Here is a 19,503-nt window from a genome sequence, read left to right as displayed (position 1 = left end):
TTTCACTGTATCCCGCTTTAACGGACAGTAAAAAAAGCGTGAGGAAAAAGAGAAGTATGGCGGGAGAACAACTGTCCGTAAAAGCCCGATTGGTTCAACTAACCATCAGTGGTGAGGACCCAACTGATGGAAGTTTCACTGTATAGTCTGCGGATGTGAGTTTTCTTATTTGCTGGGTTGTATGGTACAATAGATAATTGAATTAGATGGCGGTATAAGCGCCGAGATAGTTAAACCTGTTAATGAGGTGAATGAATTGATCGATCGATTACAAGCGGTTGAAGACCGATATGAAAGATTAAATGAATTATTAAGTGACCCTGATATCGTTAATGATACAAATAAGCTCCGCGAATATTCTAAAGAGCAATCTGATATTCAGGACACCGTTTTTGCTTATAGAGAATATAAAGAGGTCCGCTCTCAGTATCAAGATGCAAAAGCAATGCTTGAGGAGAAGCTGGATGCAGACATGCGTGAAATGGTGAAGGAGGAAGTGGACGAGCTTAGCAGCCAGATGACAGAGCTTGAAGAGAAGCTTCGTATCCTCCTAATTCCGAAGGACCCGAATGATGACAAGAACGTTATCATGGAAATCCGCGGTGCAGCTGGCGGGGATGAAGCGGCCTTGTTCGCGGGCAGTCTTTATCGCATGTACAGCCGTTATGCAGAAGCACAAGGGTGGAAGATTGATGTCATGGATTCCAATCCAACCGGACTTGGCGGCTATAAAGAAATCATCTTCATGATCAACGGAAATGGCGCCTACTCTAAGATGAAATTCGAGAATGGTGCTCACCGTGTACAGCGTGTTCCTGAGACTGAATCAGGCGGCCGGATTCATACATCTACAGCGACAGTAGCCTGCCTCCCGGAAGCGGAAGAGGTTGAAGTTGAGGTTCATGATAAGGATATTCGTGTAGATACATTCGCATCAAGCGGCCCTGGCGGACAAAGTGTTAACACGACAATGTCAGCCGTGCGTTTGACACATATGCCAACTGGAATCGTTGTATCCTGCCAGGATGAGAAATCCCAGATCAAGAATAAGGAAAAAGCGATGAAGGTCCTTCGTGCGCGTATTTATGATAAGTTCCAGCAAGAGGCACAGGCAGAATATGATAAAACCCGTAAGAGTGCTGTTGGAACAGGTGACCGTTCTGAGCGGATCCGTACCTACAACTTCCCGCAAAACCGTGTGACTGATCACCGCATTGGTCTCACGATTCAAAAGCTTGACCAGATCATGGAAGGTAAGCTGGATGAAGTCATTGATGCCCTCATTATGGCTGACCAAGCAAGCCGTCTTGAGAATGCGGAGCAAGAATGATGAAGATTTATGAAGCTCTTAAATGGGCTTCTTCTTTTTTACGGGAAAAAGGAAGGGACGAAAATGCCGGCGAATGGCTCTTGATGGCGCAGCTTGGGAAAACACGTGCCCAAATGCTGGCATCCATGCAGGATGAGCTGCCGGCGGATACCGCTGCGAAATTCAAGGATTCTGTGCATAAGCATGGAGTAGAGGCTGTTCCTATTCAGCACATCATTGGGTCAGAGGAATTCTACGGACGGACCTTTGCGGTGAATGGCGATTGTCTCATTCCGCGCCCGGAAACAGAAGAGCTTATCTACCATACAATAGAAAAAATGAAGCGATTATTTGGCAGGGAACAAGCATTAACGCTCGCTGATATCGGTACCGGGAGCGGCATCATTGCCGTTACGATGGCGTGCGAACTTCCGGGTCTGTCTGTCTTGGCGGTGGATTTATCAGACAAGGCCCTTGAGGTGGCGAGGAAGAATGCAGCTGAGCATGGGGCAGAGATTACATTCAGGCAGGGCAATCTTCTTGACCCGCTCATAGAGGAGAGTCGAAAGGTCGATATTCTCTTATCGAATCCTCCGTATATCCCGGAGAGCGACCGTGAGTGGATGTCTGATGTTGTGACCCATCACGAGCCGTCCATTGCGCTGTTTGCAGGAGAAGACGGGCTTGATTGCTATCGTGAGCTTGCGGCAAAGATGCCGCAAGTACTCAATCGGCCGGCATTAGTCGGATTCGAGGTCGGCGCTGGGCAGGCTGAGAGTGTAGCAGCCTTAATCCAGAAAGAGATACCTGAAGCTGAGGTAGAAATTGTGTTTGATATTAATGGCAAGGATCGGATGGTATTTGCCGAGATAAAGGAATAGAGAGGGTGCCTTAGGCAATCCTCTCAAATCCTAAATAGCGGGTGCCCTGAAACTGAAGAGTACCGACATCTCCTTCAGCAAGCTGGCCAAACTCTCTCCCGCTTAAGCTAAACTCCATTCGATCCCCGCTTTCCACCTCAAAGGTGGCATAATACCAGGTGCTTTCAGAGCGTGTATTGGTCCGCTTCGTGACAACTTTAGCGACAACCGACAGCTCTGCCTGGGCATTGTTTCGATTCCATTGAATGAATCCGGAGATGATGGCAAAAGCAAAAATGCCAATAATAATGATAAAAAAGATGACAAAGAAAATAGGCAAACCTGAACCGAATAAATCAAACGTATCAAAAAAGCCCGGCTCCTCTTCAAAAATGAATTCTTCCATCCCATTCATCCTCCTTTCTCCCCAAATCATAAAGGAAAAAATTGTCACACACAATAAAAATTAGATAATGATAGTTTAAGATAGAGCAATGCTGTCCACACTGTTTGTAAGTGAAAGGGCGGTGCTTATGATGATGAGAGGGAGAACGTATTTACCCTTACTATATATTCTATTGTTATCTATGGCGACAATGGCTGGTCTAATGACACCTAAATCAACGGAGACGAATGCAGAAGTTCAAGTCATTCCATCTGAGGCGATTCGGCTTCGAATCCTGGCAAACAGCAATCATGAATCAGACCAGGAATTGAAGCGGAAGATCAGAGATGAAGTAAATGCAGAAATCAACATCTGGGTGGCTGAACTGACAAGTATTGAGGAAGCACGTAAAATCATTTCCTCTCGTTTGGACGAGATTGAGGCGATTGCAATGGAAGTGATGGAGCGCGAGGGCAATGTGCAAAAGGTAGATGTCGAGTTCGGGAAAACGGTTTTCCCAACGAAGCTATACGGCCAATACTTATATCCTGCAGGTGAATATGAGGCGATCAAGATCACGCTTGGAGAGGGAGAAGGGGAGAACTGGTGGTGCGTGCTGTTCCCGCCGCTTTGTTTCCTTGACTTCAATAGCGGCACAGCCGTGAAGGCGCAAACGACCGAGGAGGAGGCTGCTAAACAACCGATTGATGAAGAGGTTTCAAAGGAGAAGACAGTTAATCAATCGATTGAACAGGAGAGTGAAAAGCCAGAAGCAGCACAGGCTGAAGTCATTAATCAATCGATTGATGAAGAGGAGTCAGCTGAGGAAACGAAGGTTGTCTATGAGGACCGGGATGAGGAACAGGTTGAGGTGAAGTTTTTCCTGAAGGAGATATTTGATTCTCTGTTTTAGTTCTATTCACTCTATCAATTCATATGTATGGAAGTAGAAATGATAGAGAGGGGACTGAAATAGGGATGTATTATATGGCCATCGCAAAGAATCAGGACATTGAGCTGGCAGTACGATTTATGGAACAGGCAGGAATGGAAGTGGCTGAAGAAGAGGTGGAGAGTGGGAAGTTCATTCTCTTGAAGGATGAAGACCACCTTATTAAAGGGATAATCGGACTGGAGTCTTGTGGTGAATACGGACTGCTCCGTTCCTTCCTTTTCCTGCCTGAGGCCCATGCGCAGGTACCAGCCTTATTTGAAGCCATGCTTGCCATCGCCCGCGAGCATGGTGTGGAACAGGTATTCCTTGTCTCGAATAAGCAACAGGCGAGAGCCTTTTTCGAGGCACTGCAATTTATGCCTTGCCAATGTGAGCAGCTTCCGGGCAAAGTGAAAGATTCGCCTGTTGTGGAAAAGGTGTGTACAATAAAGGATGTATACTTTATGAGCCGCCATTTATAGGAAGGATTTATCCACGGAAATAGTCAGACTTATTCACATTCTGTGGATAAGGTTGAATCTTCTGTAGGAAGTCCTTTATCTGTGGAAAGATAAATGGTAACTGATAGGGAAAAAACGTGATATTATAAGGCTTTTCAGCTTTGTAATTGGAATAGACAGTAGGTGTGATTGATGAGAACGAAAATTTGGAAAGTGGATAACATTGTGGATAACGACAAAATTTATCCACAGATTGTGGATGCTGCTGCCCTCTTACGTGATGGGGAGCTTATTGCCTTCCCAACGGAGACCGTGTATGGACTGGGAGCAAATGCTCTCAATGGCCAAGCGGTGGCGAATATCTATCAGGCGAAGGGAAGACCAAGCGATAATCCACTGATTGTCCACATTGGGCATAAGGAACAATTGAACGGTTTAGTTGAGGAAATTCCGGATGTAGCACATACATTGATATCAAGGTTCTGGCCTGGACCGCTTACCTTGATTTTCAAAAAGAAGGAAGGGGTATTCCCTGATACTGTTACAGCTGGCCTTGCATCGGTGGCCATTCGTATGCCGGACCATCCGCTTGCCCTTCAGCTCATTCGAGAATCAGGCTGCCCTGTTGCGGCACCGAGCGCCAACCTATCCGGAAAACCAAGTCCAACAACTGCTCAGCATGTGTATGAGGATCTGAACGGACGGATTGCCGGCATTGTTGACGGCGGAGCGACAGGTGTCGGTTTGGAATCCACCGTTTTGGATATTACAGGAGACGTACCGCTCATTCTTCGCCCAGGCGGTGTAACGATTGAGCAATTGCAGGAGATCATCGGCCATGTCGAGGTTGATAAAGGTTTGCTGAAGGAGAAGGAAGCGCCGAAAGCACCTGGCATGAAGTACAAGCATTATGCCCCGCAGGCACCGCTAACTCTCGTAGACGGAAGCCCGTCCTTCCTTCAATCCTTGGTGGATGAGAAACGGGCAGAGGGACTTCGTGTAGGCATTTACACGGTTTCGGAGCATAAGCATTTGTATGAAGCGGATATCATTCTCGAGGGAGGAACGCTCAAGGACCTGCGAACAATCGCAGAAAATATGTACGGTGTCCTGCGAGAGTTTGACCATGAAGGGCCTGACGTCATTTTCGGCGAGGTTTACCCGCATGAAGGAATCGGCGAGGCCATCATGAATCGGCTGCTTAAGGCGGCGAGCGGAAGAATCGTTAAAGAGGATTAAGTTCTAAACCTCCACGGACAGGCATATGCTTTTGAAGCAGGCTAGTCCCGGGAGGTTTTTCTTATGGATCATCAACATGTATCAGAGCTTTTTACGATGCTTATCATGGCCTTTGCGCTCGGTATGGATGCGTTCTCCATTGGTCTTGGAATGGGTTCCTTCAAGCTCCGCTTAAAATCCGTCGCTGCCATTGGCACGACAGTCGGGCTCTTCCATGTGTGGATGCCCTATTTAGGAATCCTATCAGGCGCTTTTCTCTCTGGTCAATTTGGGACATTTGCCTCCTTTGTCGGAGCGGCCCTTCTCTTGTTTTTGGGCCTTCAAATGTTTCTCTCAGGCGTGCGGGGGAAGGAGGAGGCCGTCATCGCGCCGGTTGGGTTTGGGTTGATTCTATTTGCGGCAAGTGTCAGCCTCGACAGCTTTTCAGTCGGTCTATCTCTTGGCATGATTGGCGCCCAAGCCTTTATGGCGATCCTCTGCTTCGGAGTGGTTGCCTGTATCCTCACCATCGCCGGCTTGCTCCTCGGGAGGAAAGTACACTCCTTCATGGGGAAATACAGCTTCGTAATCGGAGGAAGCATTCTCTTCGCCTTTGGCATGAAAATATTGATGCAGTTATTATAATAGTAGAAATGAAGCGAGCAAAACGAAGCAGATGGAAAACCGCGGATGGTTTTCTGTCTGCTTTTTTTGATGTGGGGGGCAGTCTGGGTCTGTTTGGATAGCTTTTATGAATAATTTTCGCCGAAAAAGGCGTTCATTTCTTTCGAAAATAACATCAGCTTGTCTATTTTGACCTCTTGGGCATTGCTCAGAGGTGATTTTCTCATGTGATTTTCAAGATTTCTTACTTTAAGGGCGAACGCATAATATTATGGGCGAAAAGAATGGGGTTAGGGCGAAAATATCAAGGTATGGGCGAAATCGGCGACTTATTGTGATAATCAGGTTGTAATGCCCAGCTCCTGCAGAATCCGCTAGTGAATCAAAAAGGTGTAATAGAAGAGGTTTCAACTATTAAAAGCGAACATACATCAATTTAGGGGAGGTCAACAAAAGGGAAAAACGAATCCCTCATTCCACATCAATCCCCTCCTTTTTTTATCAGGCAGAAATCATCTATAATAGGGGGCAGGAGGGAAAACGCCTTGAAAAATATCTTATTTGTTTGTACAGGGAACACATGCCGCAGCCCGATGGCAGAGGCAATCCTGAGAAGTCATCAATTAGAAGGAGTCGAGGTAAGGTCTGCCGGGGTGTATGCGTATCCGGGAGATGCGGCCTCCGTTAATGCGAGGCTTGTTCTTGATGATCATGAAATCAGGCATGACCATGCAGCGAGTACATTGAGCGATGATGATGTGGAGTGGGCCGATTACATTTTCACCATGACAGAAGGACATAAGCAGCTGATTGCTTCCCGTTACCCGCAGGTGATTGAGCGCACCTTTACACTGAAGGAATTTGTTCGTGAGGATTTGTCTGACCGTGATGTATCTGATCCGTTCGGCGGCAGCAAGCAAATGTACGAGCGCACCTTTATGGAATTAAAGCAACTAATTAATGAGCTAGTGGAAAAAATAAAGAACTAGTACTACTATAGAGTGTGACCAAACTTATAGAGGCTGAAGGGAGTTTTGCAGAAATGAAAGTAGCGCTTGCATCAGATCACGGTGGTTTAAATATTAAGAATGAAATTGCTGACCTATTAAAGGAAATGGGTATTGAATTTGAGGACTTTGGCTGTGATTGCAACACATCTGTTGATTATCCGGATTATGCACAGCCCGTAGCTGAAAAGGTAGCTGCTGGTGAATTTGACCGCGGTATCCTTATTTGCGGGACAGGCATTGGCATGAGCATTGCAGCAAATAAAGTGAAGGGTATTCGTGCGGCTCTTGTGCATGATGTATTCAGTGCAGAAGCAACAAGAGCTCATAATAACAGCAATGTACTCACAATGGGTGAGCGTGTTATCGGACCAGGTCTTGCACGCATGATTGCAAAAGTATGGCTGACAACTGAATTTGAGGGCGGCCGCCACGAAAACCGCATCAATAAAATTGCCAATCTGGAACAATAAAGAGCGGGGGAATGCAGAATGGGTGAAAGGCATCTTGAAGAGATTCAATCAGAAACAGCTCGTCTTCTAGAAGAATTACACAGTGTATTCCCTTTAAACGAGAATCGTCTACTCGTAATTGGCTGCAGCACAAGTGAAGTGATGGGCGAGCGTATCGGCACATCTGGGACACTTGATGCGGCGGGAGCGATTTATCAGGCTATAGCCGAATTCGCAGAACGCACGAAGGTTCGCGTTGCTTTTCAAGGATGTGAGCATATCAATCGCGCGCTTGTCGTCGAACGGGAGACAGCCATTCGCTACTCACTTGAGGAGGTGACCGTCGTTCCCGTTCGCCATGCGGGGGGAGCGATGGCGACCTATGCCTTCAATCATTTCACAGATCCAGTTGTGGTCGAGAATATTAAAGCCGATGCCGGGATTGATATTGGCGACACGATGATTGGCATGCATTTGAAGCATGTCGCTGTTCCAGTCCGCACATCCGTGAAGGTAATCGGCAAGGCACATGTCACAAGCGCGATGACGAGACCGAAGCTGATTGGGGGCGCCCGCGCGTGCTATGAGCGTATTTAGGAAAAAATGACGATACTTTCTTTTCATGCTAAAATTAGTAGGAATTCTTAAAAGTAAGTGTGCTTTTGATAAAGGGAGGATGCAAAGAGATGAGCTATTTGCAAGAGCAGGATGCACAAGTATTTAAGGCAATCCAACAAGAACTAGGAAGACAAAGGGGAAAAATCGAACTAATCGCTTCTGAGAACTTTGTCAGTGAAGCTGTTATGGAAGCACAAGGCTCCGTACTGACAAATAAATATGCAGAAGGATATCCAGCAAAACGCTATTATGGCGGCTGTGAATATGTAGATATTGTCGAGGATTTGGCTCGCGACCGCGCGAAGCAAATCTTTGGGGCAGAGCATGCGAATGTCCAGCCTCACTCTGGTGCTCAAGCAAATATGGCCGTATATTTCACCATCTTGAATCCGGGAGATACCGTTCTTGGTATGAACCTATCACATGGCGGGCACTTAACGCATGGCAGCCCGGTCAACTTCAGCGGCGTTCTTTATAACTTCGTGGAGTATGGTGTGGATGAAAAGACTCATCTCATCAATTATGAAGATGTTCGCCAAAAGGCGCTCGAATCAAAGCCTAAATTGATTGTCGCAGGCGCAAGTGCGTACCCGCGTGAGATTGACTTCAAGAAATTCCGTGAAATTGCGGATGAAGTCGGCGCTTACTTAATGGTAGACATGGCACATATCGCCGGCCTTGTGGCTGCTGGTCTTCACCCAAGCCCGGTTCCATATGCAGACTTTGTTACTACAACGACTCACAAAACGTTGCGCGGACCGCGCGGAGGCATGATTCTCTGCCGTGAGGAGTTCGCGAAGAAAATTGATAAATCCATCTTTCCAGGCATCCAAGGCGGACCGCTTATGCATGTGATCGCCGCAAAGGCTGTAGCTTTTGGTGAAACGCTTCAAGAAAGCTTTAAGGACTATGCGAAGAAAATCATTGATAATGCAAAACGCCTAGGTGAAAGCTTGGAAAAAGAAGGCCTGACACTCGTATCAGGCGGCACAGATAACCACTTACTTTTAATCGACGTACGTTCAGCAGGACTGACAGGGAAAACAGCTGAGAAAGTCCTTGATGACATCGGCATCACTGTCAATAAGAACACGATCCCATTTGATCCAGAAAGCCCATTTGTTACTAGCGGAATCCGTATTGGTACCGCTGCAGTGACAAGCCGCGGCTTTGGACTCGAGGATATGGATGAGATCGGCGCCATTATTGGCCTCGCGCTCAAGCATCCAGAAGACGAAGCGAAATTGAAGGAAGCGGCAGAACGTGTAGCTGCTTTATCTGGTAAATACGAATTGTATCCTTCTTTATAAGAAAATCGCCGCAGGTTATGGACAACTTGCGGCTTTTTTCTAGAGGAAATGGGATATACTACAAGGGGAAAATTAGCAGGATGAACAAGAAGAAATTCACGATTGAAGAAATAAGTGTTTTTCTGTAAAATGAAGCGAGTGCTTAAATATAGGATTAAACCAGTAAGGAGAGATCAGAATGGGAAAAGTATACGTTTTTGACCATCCATTAATTCAACACAAGCTTACGTACATACGTGACAAGAATACGGGTACTAAAGAATTCAGAGAGTTGGTTGATGAGGTTGCAACACTTATGGCCTTTGAAATCACGCGTGATCTCCCGCTTGAAGAAGTAGAAATTGAAACTCCTGTCAGCAAAGCAACATCCAAAATTATCGCCGGTAAAAAAGTAGCTCTTGTGCCAATCCTGCGCGCAGGTCTCGGCATGGTGGACGGAATGCTTAAAATCATTCCAGCTGCAAAGGTTGGACATGTTGGTCTATACAGAGACCCAGAAACTTTGAAGCCAGTGGAATACTATGTTAAGCTCCCAGCAGACGTTGAAGAAAGAGAATTCATCGTTGTTGACCCAATGCTTGCAACAGGCGGTTCAGCAGTAGATGCCATCAGTGCCATCAAAAAACGCGGTGCGAAAAACATTAAATTCATGTGCCTAGTCGCAGCTCCAGAAGGCGTAAAAGCTGTTGAAGAAGCACACCCAGATGTGGACATCTTCATCGCAGCCCTTGACGAAAAGCTCAACGACCATGGCTACATCGTACCAGGTCTTGGCGACGCTGGTGACAGATTGTTCGGTACAAAATAATTTGGAAAACCACCCTATGGGGTGGTTTTTGTTTTTATTTTTATTTTGACGGTAGGGTTTCTCGCGGCTGCTCTCAGAACATTGTTGCCTGATAAACCACCGTTTTCGTCCTAATTCCGATATTTCAGCCCATACCATCTGGGGCTGGCGCCCATCAGCTGTTTTTATCGCCCATACCCACCTGGGTGGCGCCCATAAACGCCTTCGCTTCGCCCATATCCATCCGGGTGGCGCTCATAAGCCAGTATTTGCGCCCATATCCCATGAAATGTAGAAAACCAATTCTCCTCTCATCCTTAAGTGATTTTTATCATAGTCTCCTTCTAAAAACCACCCGCGCATTTATCTTCCCGTCCTTCATGTATAACCATCACTCGTTAAACCATCATAAAGGCAAGGATGTGATGGATATGAAATATAGATGTATTTACAGGTTCCTGGTGATTGGACTCCTTGCGATAGTCCTTGTCTTTCCTATAGCTGTACCGGTTGTTAGCAGTGCCTCTAATAATCCGGTTATTATCGAGGTGAATGAAGAGTTGCCGGTAGAGGAGGCGATTCAGTCGCTTACCCGCAAGTATCCGTCCATAATACCGCGCTGCCAATATTCTGCTGTTTTTCGTGGGTTCTCTGCGGTTGTTCCGCCAGCATTGATCCGTGAGCTTGAACAAGAGGAGGAGGTATGGTCCATTCATAAGACGAAAAGCCTTCAAACCACTATTCAGAAAGCTCCGTCATCATCTACTCGTCTAAAGCCGTCCTTTGGCACACAGAAGTTCACGGGCAAGGGAGTGAAGGTAGGGGTGATTGATACAGGTGTGGATTATACGCATCCAGATCTGAGGAAGAATTATAAGGGCGGGTATGATGTGGTCGACGAGGATGACGACCCGATGGAGACAATGGGGAGTCCGAAATGGGCAACGATTCATGGGACACATGTGTCAGGCATCATTGCGGGCAATGGTCGCATGAAAGGAGTGGCCCCGGATGCGGATCTTTATGTATACCGTGCTTTAGGGCCCGGGGGGAGAGGGACGACTGACCAAGTCATTGCTGCCATTGAGCGTGCCGTGAAGGATGGGATGGATATTATCAATCTTTCACTTGGTGATACGGTCAATGGACCAGACCTGCCGACATCCGTTGCCTTGGATGAGGCGGTGAAAAAAGGTGTGACAGCTGTCGTGGCGAACGGAAATGACGGACCAGGTGTGTGGACAATTGGATCACCTGGCACAAGCGGGCGTGCCATTAGTGTTGGCGCCAGTTCTGAGGCGGCGCGCACGCAAACCATCAGTCTTGGAGCTGGCAAGGATATGAAGATCTCACCGGTTGCCGGGGCTGCGCCATGGGAGTTCTCTCATTCCATGCGGATTGTGAATGGAGGGAATGGAGCCAATCTTTCGAAGGAACAACTCGATGGCAAGCTTGTACTTGTCCAAAGAGGGGAGATTACGTTTAAGGAAAAAGTAAAGCGGGCGATTCGTTCTCATGCCGCAGGTGTTCTTATTTTTAATAATGAAAAAGGGGAGCTCAGTGCTTCAATTGGAATGACGTCTGATATTCCGGTTGCGACGATGACAAAGAAGGATGGAGAACGGATTCTTCAGGCACTAAAGTCAGGTAAGCCGGTGGCTGTTCAAATGAAAGAGCATGTGGAGGAGAGAAAGCTTGCTTCCTTCAGCTCGCGCGGCCCGGTCATCGATAATCTCGGCATTAAGCCGGATGTGATTGCCCCTGGTGTTCAGATTGACAGTACGGTTCCGGGAGGAAAGTATCTTGCCCTGCAGGGGACGAGCATGGCTGCGCCATTTGTGGCAGGTGTCTGTGCATTAATGAAGGAGGCCCATCCAGATTGGACACCGCAGGAGATAAAGTCTGCTTTAATGACAACGGCATCACCACTTAAACGGTATCATACATTTGAGCAGGGAGCAGGAAGAGTCAACCCTCAGAAAGCAGTCAAAGAAGAAACGCTTCTTTCGCCAGCCTCGCTCACATTTGGTTTGATGGAAAATGGCTCCTCAGTAAAGAAGACGATCATTATTCATAATAAGAGTAAAAGGAAGAAGCGGTATGCCTTTTCAATCCCGCCGAAGGAGCGATTTATATCCTGGAGGCTGCCTCGCATGTTCTCCCTTGGGCCTGGAGAGAAAAAAGTTACTGATATTACCCTCGAACTTAATGATTGGATGGATAAGGTTGCCCTAAAAGATGGATACTTAAAAATGTACGAGGATGGAGAAGAGATTCAGATTCCCTATCTATTCGCCATGAAGGAGCCGAATTATCCAATTGGCCGCGGTCTCGAGGCGGAATATGTGAAAGATACAAAGGTGATTGAGGTAAACATCTATTTGCCCTTTGGCGCAGATGAAGTGGAATATTCCTTGTATGAGTATGACTCCTTGCTGTTTGTGGATCAGATAGGAGTATATAAAGGGGTAAAGAAAGGACTTTTCAAGCGAAAGATCAAGATAGACAAGGATTATCTGTCAAATTTTTACGAAATTGTGACAAAACTCAAAAAAGATGACAAAGAATTGGTAATCAAAGTCCCTATTTATATAGGGGATGAGGTACAATAGAAAGTATGTCAATGAAACCACTACTTTTCAATTTTCTTCAAGTTAAGGGAATGAGTTTTGTTCCCGTCTCAATTGACAATAATATTCCCCTATTGTATTCTAACATGGGGCATAATTGGTAGGGTTTTCAAATTGACATCTCCGTATGGCTGTTTTATACGAATGTCCAGTGCAATCTGCCTAATACATACGCCCTTGGGAGATAGGATGCAGCAGAAGAAAAATCAGTCCGCTTTCCGCGCGATGGGTCTCTATTCTGCCGTCTTGTCACAATTGACCGGCCCGGTACTGATAGGGATATTTGGCGGTAGATGGCTTGATGATCGTTATCAAATGGAACCTCTTTTTTTAATCCTTTGTCTCCTGGTTGGGCTTTCGGTCGGCATTTATGCTGCCGTACGTACAATCAACAACTACTTTGATGGAGAATCCTAAATGCTAGAAATCCACTTTGTATTTAAACGATATTTGAAGCATACGCTTACCCTTCTCTCTATTTATTGTATCCTTTGGGGTTTTACGCCATTTAAGGCAGAAAGTTTAGGTTTAATCCTCGGCAGCGTCATTGGTATTTATAACATATGGCTGCTATCAAGAAAGACCAATCAATTGGGTGAAGCCATTCTTCAAGGAAGAGGCGTGAAATCACTCGGAACCATTTCAAGGATGGCTGCCGCTGTACTGGCTGTTGCCATTGCAATGGAGTTTCCGGAACTATTCAATATTTATTTTGTGATATTGGGATTAATGGCAGGTTATCTTGTCGTTATAATAGATTTACTAATCCATAACACTTGGCGGGGGGAAAAGAGGTGAATATAGATTGAATCATGGAGCACCAACAGCAGAACTTTTTGGTCTTACCTTTAACCTTGGTAATGTTCTGATGATTACTGTGGCGAGCGTCATTGTCTTTCTCATTGCTGTCCTGGCCACCCGGAAATTGGCAGTGAAGCCTACCGGAATGCAGAACTTCATGGAGTGGGTAATCGACTTCGTAAGAAACATCATCAACAGCAACATGGACTGGAACACAGGCGGGCGTTTCCTTATTCTTGGGACGACCTTAATCATGTACATATTCGTATCGAATATGCTCGGCTTGCCGTTCTCAGTAACCTATAATGGAGATCTGTGGTGGAAATCACCCACAGCTGATCCAGTTGTCGCCCTAACGCTCGCTGTCATGATTGTCGTATTAACCAACTTCTACGGCATCAAGATGCGCGGACTGAAAGGTTACGGCAAAAACTTTGTAGCACCAATGCCATTCTTATTTCCCTTAAAGATTATTGAGGAATTCGCGAACACCCTTACATTGGGCTTGCGTCTATTCGGTAATATTTATGCGGGTGAAATCTTGCTCAGCCTATTGGCAGGGTCATTAGCAACAAATTTCTGGAGCAGCGCATTAGCGTTAGCACCAACAATCATTTGGCAAGGCTTCAGTGTGTTCATTGGAGCAATCCAAGCGTTTATCTTTACGATGTTAACGATGGTTTACATGGCCCATAAAGTCAGTGAAGACCATTAATAATATAAACAAATCCAAAATACTAGTTATACAATTTAAAGGAGGAACTTCATAATGAGTTTGGGAGTTATCGCAGCAGCAATCGCAATCGGTTTAGCCGCTCTTGGAGCAGGTATTGGTAATGGTATGATCGTATCTCGTACAGTAGAGGGTATTGCACGTCAACCTGAAGCACGTGGTATGCTTCAAACAACAATGTTCATCGGGGTAGCACTAGTTGAGGCGATTCCGATCATCGCGGTAGTTATCGCGTTCATGGTATTGAACAGATAATTGACAAAATTGATGGCGGAGAATCTTAAGTCAGGTATCTTCGCCATTCCTTTATGCCTTTGTAAAATCAGCCATTCGTTAAATGGCTCTACTATATGCTTGTAAAGACTTCTGAAGGGAGTGAAATAGGGGTGTTATTTAATAATTTGGTACTCGGAGCAGCAGCATCGCATGATGGATTGAATACAGGTGATATCCTTTTCCAATTGCTTGCATTCATCATCTTGATGCTTTTATTGAAGAAATTCGCATTCGGCCCGCTTATGGGAATCATGAAAGAACGTGAAGCCCACGTTGCGAATGAAATCGAAACGGCAGAGAAAAGCCGTGCGGAAGCAGCTGCTTTGCTTGAAGAACAACGTACAATGCTGAAGGAAGCACGCCAGGAATCATTAGCGATCATTGAAGAAGCTAAGAAGCATGGCGAAACTCAGCGTGAAGAAATCATGGCACTAGCACGCCAGGAAGCTGAACGTGTGAAAGAATCAGCGACCCGCGAAATCGAACAGCAAAAAGAAAAAGCTGTTGCTGCCCTTCGTGAACAAGTTGCATCCTTGTCTGTCCTAATTGCGTCTAAAGTGATTGAAAAAGAACTTAGTGCAAAAGACCAGGAAAAATTGATCAATGAATACATTCAAGAGGCAGGAGAAGAGCGATGAGTCAAACACTTGCAGCGAAACGCTATGCAAATGCTCTTTTCCAAATTGCTAAGGAAGAAAACCAAATCGACCGCTTGGAAACGGAAATCAGAACGGTTAAAGACGTTTTTGAAACGAATGGCCGCTTTATCGAGTTCCTTGAACATCCAAAGGTCTCTATGGAAAACAAGAAACAAGCGATTGCAGAAGCTTTCGCAACTGCTTCTCCTTCCATCCAAAACCTGTTGATGCTTCTTGTAGAACGACACAGGGAAACAATCGTGCCAGACCTTGCGGATGAATTCATCTTGCTGGTGAATGAGCATACAGGAATCGTTGACGCGAAAGTGTACTCTGTAAAACCGTTATCCAACGCGGAGCAAGAAGGCATTTCGAAGGTTTTTGCCCGTAAAATTGGAAAACAAGCATTGCGCATTGAAAATATCGTAGACAGCAGTCTTTTAGGCGGCATCAAAATCCGCATCGGAAACCGTATTTTTGATGGTACGGTCCAAGGGAAACTCGATCGCTTAGAGCGCAGTCTGCTCGGTTAATATTAGAAGTTAGGGGTGAAATTCATGAGCATCAGAGCTGAAGAAATCAGCGCGCTGATTAAGAAACAAATTGAAGGCTATCAATCTGAGATAGAAGTGAGCGAAGTCGGCACGGTTATTACAGTCGGAGACGGAATCGCGCGTGTTCATGGATTGGACAACGCCATGTCCGGAGAGCTTCTCGAGTTCTCTAACGGTGTAGTAGGTATGGCGCAAAACTTGGAAGAGAATAACGTCGGTGTTATCATCCTCGGTCCTTTCCGCGACATTAAAGAAGGTGACACAGTTCGCCGCACAGGACGCATCATGGAGGTACCGGTGGGTGACGCGCTTATTGGCCGCGTTGTAAACTCCCTCGGACAACCGCTTGATGGCATGGGTCCAATCGCGACAACTGATACACTTCCAATCGAAAACAACGCACCAGGCGTTATGGACCGTAAATCTGTTCATGAGCCGCTTCAAACTGGTATCAAGGCGATTGATGCCCTTGTTCCAATCGGACGCGGACAACGTGAATTAATCATCGGAGACCGTCAAACTGGTAAAACATCCGTAGCAGTAGATACAATCCTTAACCAAAAGGATGAAAACATGATTTGTATCTATGTTGCCATCGGTCAAAAAGAATCAACGGTTCGTGGAACTGTTGAAACATTCCGTAAGTATGGTGCACTTGATTACACAATCGTTGTATCAGCATCTGCTTCTCAGCCGGCACCGCTATTATACTTAGCTCCTTACTCCGGCGTAACAATGGGTGAGTATTTCATGCGCCAAGGCAAGCACGTTCTTGTCGTGTACGATGATCTATCCAAGCAAGCTGCGGCTTACCGTGAGCTTTCCTTGCTCCTTCGTCGTCCTCCAGGCCGTGAAGCCTTCCCAGGTGACGTATTCTACTTGCACTCCCGCTTGCTCGAGCGTGCAGCTAAATTGAATGATACATTAGGTGCTGGTTCCATCACAGCATTACCGTTCGTTGAAACACAAGCAGGCGATATCTCTGCTTATATCCCAACAAACGTTATCTCCATCACGGATGGACAAATCTTCTTGCAATCTGACTTATTCTTCTCCGGCGTACGCCCTGCCATCAACGCAGGTCTTTCCGTATCCCGTGTAGGTGGATCCGCTCAAATTAAAGCAATGAAGAGCGTTGCCGGTACCCTTCGTTTGGACTTGGCATCCTACCGTGAGCTTGAAGCCTTTGCCCAATTCGGATCTGACTTGGATAAAGCAACACAAGCGAAATTGAACCGTGGTGCACGTACAGTTGAGGTATTGAAACAAGACCTTCACAAACCGCTTCGTGTAGAACAGCAAGTATTAATCCTATACTGCTTGACTCGCGGATTCTTAGACGATATTCCACTCGCTGATATCAGACGCTTCGAAGCAGAAATCATCGAATGGACTGGCCGCAATCATAAAGAACTTTATGACCATATCCGTTCTACTGGCAAACTTCCAGAAGAACAAGATATGAACGCAGCCATTACTGAATTCAAAAAACAATTTGTTGTATCGGAATAACAGGATAGGCATTAATAGAAGGATGGTGAGAATGAATGGCATCATTACGTGATATAGATGCGCGTATAAAATCAACAAAGAAAACGAGCCAAATCACAAAAGCCATGCAAATGGTCTCCGCCTCCAAATTGAATCGTGCCGAAACAAACGCGAAAGCTTTTGTACCGTACATGGAGAAAATCCAAGAGGTCGTATCAAGCATCGCGAACGGAAGCAAGGATGCATCTCATCCGATGCTCGTCGCGCGTCCTGTGAAAAGAACTGGTTACGTAGTTATCACTTCCGATCGCGGATTGGCTGGACCATATAACAGCAGTGTCTTAAGAAAGGTTTATCAGACAATCAGTGAGCGCCATAAGTCCCCGGATGAGTACGGCATTATCGTACTTGGGCGTATGGGCAGTGAATTCTTCCGCATGCGCGGAATGAACGTCATCCAAGAGCTTACAGGGATTTCTGATCAGCCAACTTTTGATGACATTAAAGAAATTACATCCAGTACGGTGAAATTATTCGCAGATGAAACAGTGGATGAAATCTATATGTATTACAACCACTTTATCAGTGCTATTTCCCAAGAGGTAACGGAAAAGAAATTGTTGCCTCTTGGAAGTGTTGATTCAGATTCAGCCTCAACGCTTTACGAGTTTGAACCGAACCAAGAAGAAATTCTTAAAGTGTTGCTCCCACAATATGCGGAAAGCCTCATCTATGGCGCGCTATTGGACGGGAAGGCCAGCGAGCACGCATCCCGTATGACAGCGATGAAGAGTGCGACAGATAACGCATCTGATCTTATCGCCTCACTCACGCTCACATACAACCGTGCCCGTCAAGCAGCGATCACACAAGAGATCACCGAGATTGTCGGCGGAGCTGCCGCACTCGAATAGATAAATGGATGAACAATAGATTGAAGCACTCACTCGGCATTAGAGTAAATAGGAGGGAATGGAATGAACATAGGACGCGTTACTCAAGTCATGGGTCCGGTTGTCGACGTTCGTTTTGAAAACGGCAAACTGCCTGCGATCTATAACGCTCTGAAGATTAATGTTTCCAAAGGAGCTCCAGCTGATGAAGCGGAATACCTTACTTTGGAAGTTGCTCTTCACTTAGGCGATGATACAGTTCGTACAATTGCGATGGCTTCCACAGACGGATTGGTCCGTAACGCGGAAGTAATCGACACAGGAGCACCAATTTCTGTACCAGTTGGAGACGTAACACTTGGTCGCGTATTCAACGTATTGGGAGAGAAAATTGACCTTGATCCTGCATTAGAAGGGGATTATCAAAAGGACCCTATCCACAGGGAAGCTCCTAAATTTGAAGAATTATCTACTGAAGTTGAGATCCTTGAAACAGGTATCAAAGTAGTAGACTTGCTTGCTCCTTACATCAAGGGCGGTAAGATTGGATTGTTCGGCGGTGCCGGTGTAGGTAAAACCGTTCTAATCCAAGAATTAATCAACAACATCGCTCAAGAGCACGGCGGTATTTCCGTATTCGCCGGTGTTGGTGAGCGTACACGTGAAGGTAATGACCTTTACCACGAAATGACAGACTCTGGCGTTATCAAGAAAACAGCGATGGTATTCGGACAAATGAACGAGCCGCCTGGAGCACGTATGCGTGTTGCCTTGACTGGTTTGACAATGGCTGAATACTTCCGTGATGTTCAAGGCCAGGACGTATTGTTCTTTATCGATAACATCTTCCGTTTCACACAAGCCGGTTCTGAAGTATCCGCCCTTCTTGGACGTATGCCTTCTGCCGTTGGTTACCAACCAACATTGGCGACTGAAATGGGTCAATTACAAGAGCGTATCACATCTACTAACGTAGGTTCTGTTACATCTATCCAAGCAATCTATGTACCAGCCGATGACTATACTGACCCGGCTCCTGCTACAACATTCGCCCACTTAGATGCAACAACAAACCTAGAGCGTAGATTATCCGAGATGGGTATCTACCCTGCGGTGGACCCGCTGGCTTCCACTTCTCGCGCCCTTTCTCCAGACATCGTCGGAGAAGAGCACTATGAAGTAGCTCGTGCCGTCCAATCAACGCTTCAACGTTACAGAGAATTGCAAGATATCATCGCCATCCTCGGTATGGATGAATTAGGTGAGGAAGATAAATTGACGGTTGCGCGTGCGCGTCGTATTCAAAACTTCCTATCTCAAAACTTCCACGTGGCAGAGCAATTCACTGGCCAAAAAGGTTCTTACGTGCCTGTTAAAGAAACTGTTAAAGGATTCAAAGAAATCCTTGACGGTAAGTACGACCACCTTCCTGAGGATGCATTCCGCCTAGTCGGCCGCATCGAAGACGTGGTTGAAAAAGCTAAGCAAATGGGCGTAGAGGCTTAAACCAAACGGATCCTAT

22 protein-coding genes are annotated in these 19,503 nt (G+C 46.1%); 21 read left to right on the top strand and 1 reads right to left on the bottom strand.

What is annotated here, in order from left to right; genetic code table 11:
• The first annotated feature begins 256 nt into the window (after nt 1-256).
• Together prfA and prmC are read left to right on the top strand one after the other, a co-directional pair.
• Nucleotides 257-1,330 (top strand): peptide chain release factor 1, encoded by a 1,074-nt coding sequence (prfA, locus tag ACY8DX_RS20310; RefSeq protein WP_049669300.1) that lies wholly within the window; start codon nt 257-259, stop codon nt 1,328-1,330.
• Nucleotides 1,330-2,190, top strand: a complete 861-nt coding sequence (gene prmC, locus ACY8DX_RS20305) for a peptide chain release factor N(5)-glutamine methyltransferase (protein WP_462406996.1) — start codon at nt 1,330-1,332, stop codon at nt 2,188-2,190. The genes prfA and prmC overlap by 1 nt, the downstream gene beginning before the upstream one ends.
• A 10-nt stretch (nt 2,191-2,200) precedes the next feature.
• Here the strand turns inward: prmC and ACY8DX_RS20300 are convergent, their stop codons facing one another.
• A complete protein-coding gene (locus ACY8DX_RS20300) occupies nt 2,201-2,575 on the bottom strand; it encodes a DUF2500 domain-containing protein (protein ID WP_462405960.1) in 375 nt (124 codons plus the stop codon).
• Nucleotides 2,576-2,702: 127 nt separating this feature from the next.
• Between ACY8DX_RS20300 and spoIIR the strand changes: the two genes are divergently transcribed.
• The 19 genes from spoIIR to atpD all read left to right on the top strand — a co-directional run bounded on the left by spoIIR (nt 2,703) and on the right by atpD (nt 19,487).
• Entirely contained in the window at nt 2,703-3,467 is a 765-nt protein-coding gene (spoIIR, locus tag ACY8DX_RS20295; RefSeq protein ID WP_439802891.1) for a stage II sporulation protein R, read from the top strand.
• A gap of 65 nt (nt 3,468-3,532) precedes the next feature.
• Nucleotides 3,533-3,970, top strand: a complete 438-nt coding sequence (locus ACY8DX_RS20290) for a GNAT family N-acetyltransferase (protein WP_049669304.1) — start codon at nt 3,533-3,535, stop codon at nt 3,968-3,970.
• A 171-nt stretch (nt 3,971-4,141) separates the two neighbouring features.
• Nucleotides 4,142-5,188: an L-threonylcarbamoyladenylate synthase gene (locus ACY8DX_RS20285; RefSeq protein ID WP_462405959.1), complete on the top strand. Its 1,047-nt coding sequence runs from the start codon at nt 4,142-4,144 to the stop codon at nt 5,186-5,188.
• A 63-nt stretch (nt 5,189-5,251) separates the two neighbouring features.
• Nucleotides 5,252-5,812 carry a manganese efflux pump MntP gene (locus ACY8DX_RS20280; protein ID WP_049669306.1) on the top strand — a complete coding sequence of 187 codons (561 nt, stop codon included), beginning with the start codon at nt 5,252-5,254 and terminating at the stop codon, nt 5,810-5,812.
• 524 nt (nt 5,813-6,336) lie between these two features.
• Nucleotides 6,337-6,780 carry a low molecular weight protein arginine phosphatase gene (locus tag ACY8DX_RS20275; RefSeq protein WP_462405958.1) on the top strand — a complete coding sequence of 148 codons (444 nt, stop codon included), beginning with the start codon at nt 6,337-6,339 and terminating at the stop codon, nt 6,778-6,780.
• A 53-nt stretch (nt 6,781-6,833) separates the two neighbouring features.
• A complete protein-coding gene (gene rpiB, locus ACY8DX_RS20270; protein ID WP_049669307.1) occupies nt 6,834-7,271 on the top strand; it encodes a ribose 5-phosphate isomerase B in 438 nt (145 codons plus the stop codon).
• Between the two features lie 18 nt (nt 7,272-7,289).
• Nucleotides 7,290-7,847 carry a TIGR01440 family protein gene (locus tag ACY8DX_RS20265; protein WP_462405957.1) on the top strand — a complete coding sequence of 186 codons (558 nt, stop codon included), beginning with the start codon at nt 7,290-7,292 and terminating at the stop codon, nt 7,845-7,847.
• Between the two features lie 89 nt (nt 7,848-7,936).
• On the top strand, nt 7,937-9,178 hold the full coding sequence (gene glyA, locus ACY8DX_RS20260; RefSeq protein WP_049669309.1) for a serine hydroxymethyltransferase: 1,242 nt from the start codon (nt 7,937-7,939) through the stop codon (nt 9,176-9,178).
• Nucleotides 9,179-9,356: 178 nt separating this feature from the next.
• Nucleotides 9,357-9,986: a uracil phosphoribosyltransferase gene (gene upp, locus ACY8DX_RS20255; protein ID WP_049669310.1), complete on the top strand. Its 630-nt coding sequence runs from the start codon at nt 9,357-9,359 to the stop codon at nt 9,984-9,986.
• A 410-nt stretch (nt 9,987-10,396) separates the two neighbouring features.
• Nucleotides 10,397-12,577, top strand: coding sequence for a S8 family serine peptidase (locus ACY8DX_RS20250; protein ID WP_462405956.1), 2,181 nt, complete (start codon nt 10,397-10,399; stop codon nt 12,575-12,577).
• A 207-nt stretch (nt 12,578-12,784) separates the two neighbouring features.
• Entirely contained in the window at nt 12,785-13,012 is a 228-nt protein-coding gene (locus ACY8DX_RS20245) for an AtpZ/AtpI family protein (RefSeq protein WP_049669312.1), read from the top strand.
• Nucleotides 13,013-13,393 (top strand): ATP synthase subunit I, encoded by a 381-nt coding sequence (locus tag ACY8DX_RS20240; protein ID WP_049669313.1) that lies wholly within the window; start codon nt 13,013-13,015, stop codon nt 13,391-13,393.
• Nucleotides 13,394-13,400: 7 nt separating this feature from the next.
• Complete coding sequence (atpB, locus tag ACY8DX_RS20235) at nt 13,401-14,111, top strand: F0F1 ATP synthase subunit A (protein WP_439802901.1); 711 nt, start codon at nt 13,401-13,403, stop codon at nt 14,109-14,111.
• Between the two features lie 54 nt (nt 14,112-14,165).
• Complete coding sequence (gene atpE, locus ACY8DX_RS20230; RefSeq protein ID WP_104848543.1) at nt 14,166-14,384, top strand: F0F1 ATP synthase subunit C; 219 nt, start codon at nt 14,166-14,168, stop codon at nt 14,382-14,384.
• 131 nt (nt 14,385-14,515) lie between these two features.
• Nucleotides 14,516-15,043 (top strand): F0F1 ATP synthase subunit B, encoded by a 528-nt coding sequence (gene atpF, locus ACY8DX_RS20225; protein ID WP_049669315.1) that lies wholly within the window; start codon nt 14,516-14,518, stop codon nt 15,041-15,043.
• Entirely contained in the window at nt 15,040-15,576 is a 537-nt protein-coding gene (locus ACY8DX_RS20220) for a F0F1 ATP synthase subunit delta (RefSeq protein ID WP_049669316.1), read from the top strand. The genes atpF and ACY8DX_RS20220 overlap by 4 nt, the downstream gene beginning before the upstream one ends.
• A 24-nt stretch (nt 15,577-15,600) precedes the next feature.
• Nucleotides 15,601-17,109 (top strand): F0F1 ATP synthase subunit alpha, encoded by a 1,509-nt coding sequence (gene atpA / locus ACY8DX_RS20215; RefSeq protein ID WP_049669317.1) that lies wholly within the window; start codon nt 15,601-15,603, stop codon nt 17,107-17,109.
• A 35-nt stretch (nt 17,110-17,144) separates the two neighbouring features.
• Nucleotides 17,145-18,002 (top strand): F0F1 ATP synthase subunit gamma, encoded by an 858-nt coding sequence (locus ACY8DX_RS20210; protein ID WP_439802898.1) that lies wholly within the window; start codon nt 17,145-17,147, stop codon nt 18,000-18,002.
• A 63-nt stretch (nt 18,003-18,065) separates the two neighbouring features.
• Nucleotides 18,066-19,487 (top strand): F0F1 ATP synthase subunit beta, encoded by a 1,422-nt coding sequence (gene atpD / locus ACY8DX_RS20205; RefSeq protein ID WP_049669319.1) that lies wholly within the window; start codon nt 18,066-18,068, stop codon nt 19,485-19,487.
• Nucleotides 19,488-19,503 lie beyond the last annotated feature (16 nt).

The sequence above is a fragment of the Gracilibacillus sp. Marseille-QA3620 genome (assembly GCF_054950035.1).
This window is presented reverse-complemented; position numbering and strand designations above follow the sequence as displayed.

Coding starts and splice junctions, on each gene's coding strand:
- prmC (WP_462406996.1), top strand. CDS start 1,330: ATGAAGATTTATGAAGCTCTTAAATGGGCTTCTTCTTTTTTACGGGAA.
- ACY8DX_RS20300 (WP_462405960.1), bottom strand. CDS start 2,575: ATGGAAGAATTCATTTTTGAAGAGGAGCCGGGCTTTTTTGATACGTTT.
- spoIIR (WP_439802891.1), top strand. CDS start 2,703: ATGATGATGAGAGGGAGAACGTATTTACCCTTACTATATATTCTATTG.
- ACY8DX_RS20290 (WP_049669304.1), top strand. CDS start 3,533: ATGTATTATATGGCCATCGCAAAGAATCAGGACATTGAGCTGGCAGTA.
- ACY8DX_RS20285 (WP_462405959.1), top strand. CDS start 4,142: ATGAGAACGAAAATTTGGAAAGTGGATAACATTGTGGATAACGACAAA.
- ACY8DX_RS20280 (WP_049669306.1), top strand. CDS start 5,252: ATGGATCATCAACATGTATCAGAGCTTTTTACGATGCTTATCATGGCC.
- rpiB (WP_049669307.1), top strand. CDS start 6,834: ATGAAAGTAGCGCTTGCATCAGATCACGGTGGTTTAAATATTAAGAAT.
- ACY8DX_RS20265 (WP_462405957.1), top strand. CDS start 7,290: ATGGGTGAAAGGCATCTTGAAGAGATTCAATCAGAAACAGCTCGTCTT.
- glyA (WP_049669309.1), top strand. CDS start 7,937: ATGAGCTATTTGCAAGAGCAGGATGCACAAGTATTTAAGGCAATCCAA.
- upp (WP_049669310.1), top strand. CDS start 9,357: ATGGGAAAAGTATACGTTTTTGACCATCCATTAATTCAACACAAGCTT.
- ACY8DX_RS20250 (WP_462405956.1), top strand. CDS start 10,397: ATGAAATATAGATGTATTTACAGGTTCCTGGTGATTGGACTCCTTGCG.
- ACY8DX_RS20245 (WP_049669312.1), top strand. CDS start 12,785: ATGCAGCAGAAGAAAAATCAGTCCGCTTTCCGCGCGATGGGTCTCTAT.
- ACY8DX_RS20240 (WP_049669313.1), top strand. CDS start 13,013: ATGCTAGAAATCCACTTTGTATTTAAACGATATTTGAAGCATACGCTT.
- atpE (WP_104848543.1), top strand. CDS start 14,166: ATGAGTTTGGGAGTTATCGCAGCAGCAATCGCAATCGGTTTAGCCGCT.
- ACY8DX_RS20220 (WP_049669316.1), top strand. CDS start 15,040: ATGAGTCAAACACTTGCAGCGAAACGCTATGCAAATGCTCTTTTCCAA.
- atpA (WP_049669317.1), top strand. CDS start 15,601: ATGAGCATCAGAGCTGAAGAAATCAGCGCGCTGATTAAGAAACAAATT.
- ACY8DX_RS20210 (WP_439802898.1), top strand. CDS start 17,145: ATGGCATCATTACGTGATATAGATGCGCGTATAAAATCAACAAAGAAA.
- atpD (WP_049669319.1), top strand. CDS start 18,066: ATGAACATAGGACGCGTTACTCAAGTCATGGGTCCGGTTGTCGACGTT.